We start from the raw sequence: 4,667 nt of genomic DNA, 5'->3' as shown, positions 1-4,667 counted from the left end.
TGTACAGCGTGACAGCATCAACCGCCTGCGCAACGCCAAAAGTTATTCCGGCATGTACCAGACCTTCTGCACCAACATGGCGTGGACTGGCTACATCGCTGGCACTGGTAAACTCGCTGGGCCGGACCCGCGCGAAATGGCGCTTGCCGACGCTGTGGTGATCTGGGGCACCAACCCGGTGGCGACACAGGTCAACGTCATGACCCACGCCATCAAGGCCCGCAAGACCCGTAAAGCGAAGATCGTTGTCATCGATGTCTATAAGACCGAGACCATGAAACAGGCAGACATCGGCCTTGTCCTGAAGCCGGGTTCCGACGCCGCACTCGCTTGCGCTGTCATGCATGTTTTGTTCCGCGATGGCTATGCCGACCGCGCTTACATGGAAAAGTACGCTGACGCACCTGCCGAACTGGAAGAACACCTGAAGACCCGCAGCCCTGAGTGGGCTAGCGAGATCACAGGTCTTTCCGCAGAGCAGATCGAAGAACTCGCAAAGTTGGTCGGCGAAACAAAGAAAACCTACTTCCGCCTTGGCTACGGCTTCACCCGCCAGCGCAACGGCGTGGTCTCCATGCATGCCGCCAGCTGCATTGCGGTTGTTGGCGGTCACTACCAATATGAGGGCGGCGGCGCGTTTCATAACAACGGCGCCATCTACGGTCTCAACATGGCCATGGTCGAAGCCCACTCGCTCCACGACAGCTCCATCCGCAAACTCGATATGTCTCAGGTAGGCCGGGTTCTTACAGGCGACAGCGAAGCGCTCATGGACGGCCCACCAGTCACCGCCATGTTGATCCAAAACACCAACCCGGTTTCTGTGGCTCCTGAGCAGACCCTCGTGAAAGAAGGCTTTGCTCGCAAAGATCTGTTCACCGTGGTCCACGAGCAGTTCATGACTGAAACCGCGCTCATGGCTGATATCGTCCTGCCAGCAACCCAGTTTCTGGAACATGACGACATCTACAAAGGCGGCGGACACCAGAACCTCCTGTTCGGTCCAAAACTGGTCGACGCCCCGGGCGAAGCCAAACCGAACCTTTATGTGCTGAATGAGCTGATTGAACGCCTCGGCGGGGAAGACCACGAAGCACACAAAATGACCTCCCGCGAGCACATCGACTGGATGCTCAGGAACTCCAAGTATCCGGGTGGCTTGAGCGAGCTGGAAGAAAACCGCTGGCTTGACTGTCAGCCAGACTTCAATGAAGCCCACTACATAAACGGCTTTGGCTATGAGGATGGCAAGTTCCGCTTCAAGCCGGACTGGGCGAAAGTGCCTGCACCAAACAACGGTCCAATGGGCCCATGGCAACAAATGCCAGCCTTGCCGGATCATTGGGACATCAATGAGTTGCCGACCAGGGACTATCCATTCCGCCTCGCCACATCTCCCTCACGCTCGTTCCTGAACTCCACGTTCAACGAGACACCAAGCTCTGTGAAGAAGGAAGGCCGCCCTACAGCCATGCTGCACACTGACGACGCTGCCGCGCTGGGCGTAGAGGAGGGCGATAAGATCATCCTCTCCAATCACCGCGGCGAAGTCATCCTGCACGCCTCCGTGGGCGATCGTCCTCAAAAGGGCACAGTGATCGCAGAAGGCATCTGGCCCAACGCAGCGCATGAAGGTGGAAACGGCATCAACACCCTCACCAGTGCCGACCAGACAGCACCGTTCGGAGGCGCTGCCTTCCACGACATCCACGTGGCGGTGCGCAAAGCGTAAGGCAGATATCCTCGACATATTGGGAGCGGTGATCTCGCTCCTTCAATATGCACGTGTGATATTTTCCTCAGTTCACAAAAATTGAACGCATATGTGAACGAAAAAGAGCCCTCATAGTACTAAGCGACACTCTTAACTCCGCCAGGAATCGTAAAGTAGTTCCACTTAGCGAGTTCTGATTGAATTTGATAACTCTGCGTCAAATTCATAATAATAAAGGGTGTGCAATGAGCGGATTAACTATTGGTAACTCTAGCAATTTTCACGGTGCTGTTGAAAATCTGGTAAATCAGGCTCGTGTCGAGCATGCGACCTCGTTAAATCTAAATACTGATGACTTGATCGTTTCTATTGGCAGTAAACAAGGCAACCCGCAGACAGGGGAACGGATTTACTCCGTTGTAGTTGACACGCCGCAGCACAAGCGCGGTTTGGGAGATAATCTTAAATCTGCAGCAAGTGCGTTGTCGCATGGCCGCCTTGCCAATGTGAAACAATCTCTCTCCGACGCGACAAAAAACATCGGGAACCTCCTGGGACGGACCCAAAGTGCTCCGGAACAAGCAAAAGAAAACTGGGCTCCGTTTCTGGAACTTGCAGAGCAGACGATTGCAGACACAATAAAGCACGCCTCGTCCGGGACCGAGCGTCTCGTTGACCTGAAAGCGATGATGGCCGGTATTCAAGCGAGCGTTTTTGACAGGACTGAGTTCAACGAGCACGACGGATCTCATCGCACACTGGGGGATGCCGCCAAAGTCGATATCCGCAGCTTGAAAGCCTTGGACGCTGCAGTCTCCAGTGCCCAGAGCCGAATATTGGGGTATGCAAGCAGCACCCGAAGCGCTGAAGTCTCTGGAGTGCAGCAATCGCCTCTTTATGATGTTCCACGCCAGCCACCACAACCTCTATACGATACTCCGCGCCCACAACCGCATCAGTATGATACCCCGCGGCCACAACACCCATACGATCATCTGGAGCCAAAGACGACTGTGGCGCCAACATATGCGCAGTTGAACACAGGGACTGTCTACCAGAACGTGGAAGCACAGAACTTGGGTGAGAACACCGAAAGCTACTCCGCGCGGCGTACTCTGGAAATCACGAATGGTAATTTGGGAACCAACTTCCAAAGCCTGGACGAACTAAATAATTTCATGGAAGGGAAGGAAGCCTACATCGATGGCTATATGGCTCAACTGCAGACATCAGGCGAGTTCAAAACGTTTGAGTCATATTTTGCTCAGTTCAACAGACCGGCCGCTCAGGCATCGCAGCAAGTGACACCACCAGCAGAGTCCAATGTCAACTATGCTGATTTGGAAACAGGACCTGACGAAGATGGTATCGAACAGCCAGAAGCTCAGACCGAGCGGAGCACTGCGAGGCAATCTCAGTTTGTGAAACTGGATGACTTAGTGCTGCAAAAGGGTGAACTTCGGATCTGACAAGGCTCGCAGGTGGTAGCGTAGGACCAACTCCGCTTTCAACGCAGAAAAAACACAAATCGCGCAAACGAACGCACATAGTAACGCAAACGAAAAAAGGCCGGAGGCGGGAGCACCTACGGCCTTTTCTGTGTCTCTTTATGAGAACCTTATCTCATTAACAAATAAGGCTTTTATCGTCCTGCTCAGCACCTTCAATCTTCACGCGAAAGCCATCAACGGAAGCTCTGCCACTGGCCACAGCCTCCAAGGCCTTCGGATAGATCTCATGCTCAACCGCCAGCACACGCGCTGCCAGATCATCCGGGTTATCCCCGTCCAGAACGGGGACAGCTCCCTGCGCGATGATTGGACCCACATCCATTTCCGCTGTTACAAAATGCACAGTCGCCCCATGAATGCGAACGCCTTCCTTCAACGCTCGCTCATGCGTATGCAGACCCGGAAAGCTTGGTAAGAGAGCAGGGTGGATGTTGATCATCCGGCCTTGCCACTGGCTTACGAACCACGGTGTTAGCAAACGTAAAAAGCCAGCTAGAACAAGCAGGTCTATGTTGTGCTGTTCAAGCATCGCATTCAGATCACGCTCAAATGCCTCACGGTCCTTGCCATAAAGCTTATGATCCAACGCAAAAGTGGCAAAACCTTCGTCAGCAGCGCGCTCCAGCCCTTTTGCGTCTGGTCGGTTGGAACCCACCACAACGATTTCTGCTGGATAATCAGGAGTTTTTGCTGCCTCAATAAGAGACAGCATGTTGGAGCCACGCCCTGAAATCAAAACACCTACGCGTTTTTTAGGCTGCGTGCTCATTTGGCAAAACCCAGCGAGCCGTCAAACACAACCTGCTCAGCTCCATCTTGCGCAGCTTCCAGTTTGCCAAGCGTCACAACAGTTTCACCTTCACGCTCAAGCACGTCGCGAACAGCATCGGCTTTGTCTGCTGCAACCGCGACCACCATGCCAACACCGCAGTTGAAGGTGCGCAGCATTTCAAACTGTTCAATGCCGCCAGCTTTTGAGAGCCAGCCAAACACAGCAGGAGAGGAAATAGCAGAAAGATCAATCCGTGCAGCAAGCCCGTCAGGCAGTACACGCGGCAGGTTTTCAGGAAGACCACCACCAGTGATATGCGCCAAGGCTTTGATGCCATTGGTTTCTTTGATCGCGGCCAGCAGCGGCTTCACATAAATGCGGGTCGGTTCCATCAGCGCTTCGCCAAGCGTCTTGTCAGCATCAAACGGCGCTTTGTCAGCCCATGTCAGGCCGGAAACTTCAACGATCTTGCGAACCAGAGAGAAGCCGTTGGAATGCACACCGGAGGAAGCCAGACCGAGAAGAACGTCGCCTTCGCCAATATCTTTGGACGGCAGCAGTGTTCCGCGTTCAGCCGCGCCAACGGAAAATCCAGCCAGATCATAATCACCAGCCGCATACATACCCGGCATTTCAGCTGTTTCACCGCCGATCAGCGCAGCGCCGGAGA

At 54.0% G+C, this 4,667-nt stretch carries 4 protein-coding genes; 2 read left to right on the top strand and 2 right to left on the bottom strand.

Translation table 11 applies throughout. The annotated features are described in order from the left end of the window. The coding region (locus PPL9_RS25595) for a molybdopterin-dependent oxidoreductase (RefSeq protein WP_244273469.1) at positions 1 to 1,732 on the top strand (1,732 nt) is incomplete at its 5' end. A 227-nt stretch (positions 1,733 to 1,959) separates the two neighbouring features. Beyond that, positions 1,960 to 3,183 carry a hypothetical protein gene (locus tag PPL9_RS25590; RefSeq protein WP_057465339.1) on the top strand — a complete coding sequence of 408 codons (1,224 nt, stop codon included), beginning with the start codon at positions 1,960 to 1,962 and terminating at the stop codon, positions 3,181 to 3,183. 157 nt (positions 3,184 to 3,340) lie between these two features. Here the strand turns inward: PPL9_RS25590 and purN are convergent, their stop codons facing one another. Together purN and purM are read right to left on the bottom strand one after the other, a co-directional pair. Beyond that, the gene (gene purN, locus PPL9_RS25585) at positions 3,341 to 3,994 is read right to left on the bottom strand and encodes a phosphoribosylglycinamide formyltransferase (RefSeq protein WP_057465338.1); all 654 of its coding nucleotides are present in this window, start codon (positions 3,992 to 3,994) and stop codon (positions 3,341 to 3,343) included. Next, positions 3,991 to 4,667, bottom strand: a 677-nt coding sequence (purM, locus tag PPL9_RS25580) for a phosphoribosylformylglycinamidine cyclo-ligase (protein ID WP_082597111.1), incomplete at its 5' end; no start/stop codon positions are given. The genes purM and purN, both read right to left, overlap by 4 nt.

It is taken from the genome of Pseudovibrio sp. POLY-S9 (assembly GCF_001431305.1).
In the GTDB taxonomy this organism is placed as follows: Bacteria; Pseudomonadota; Alphaproteobacteria; order Rhizobiales; family Stappiaceae; genus Pseudovibrio.
The sequence above is the reverse complement of the archived record's forward strand: the minus strand, read 5'-3'. Positions and strand labels throughout refer to the sequence as shown.

Bases quoted from the DNA above. Each gene is read 5' to 3' on its own strand.
- PPL9_RS25590 (WP_057465339.1), top strand. From the start codon at position 1,960: ATGAGCGGATTAACTATTGGTAACTCTAGCAATTTTCACGGTGCTGTT.
- purN (WP_057465338.1), bottom strand. From the start codon at position 3,994: ATGAGCACGCAGCCTAAAAAACGCGTAGGTGTTTTGATTTCAGGGCGT.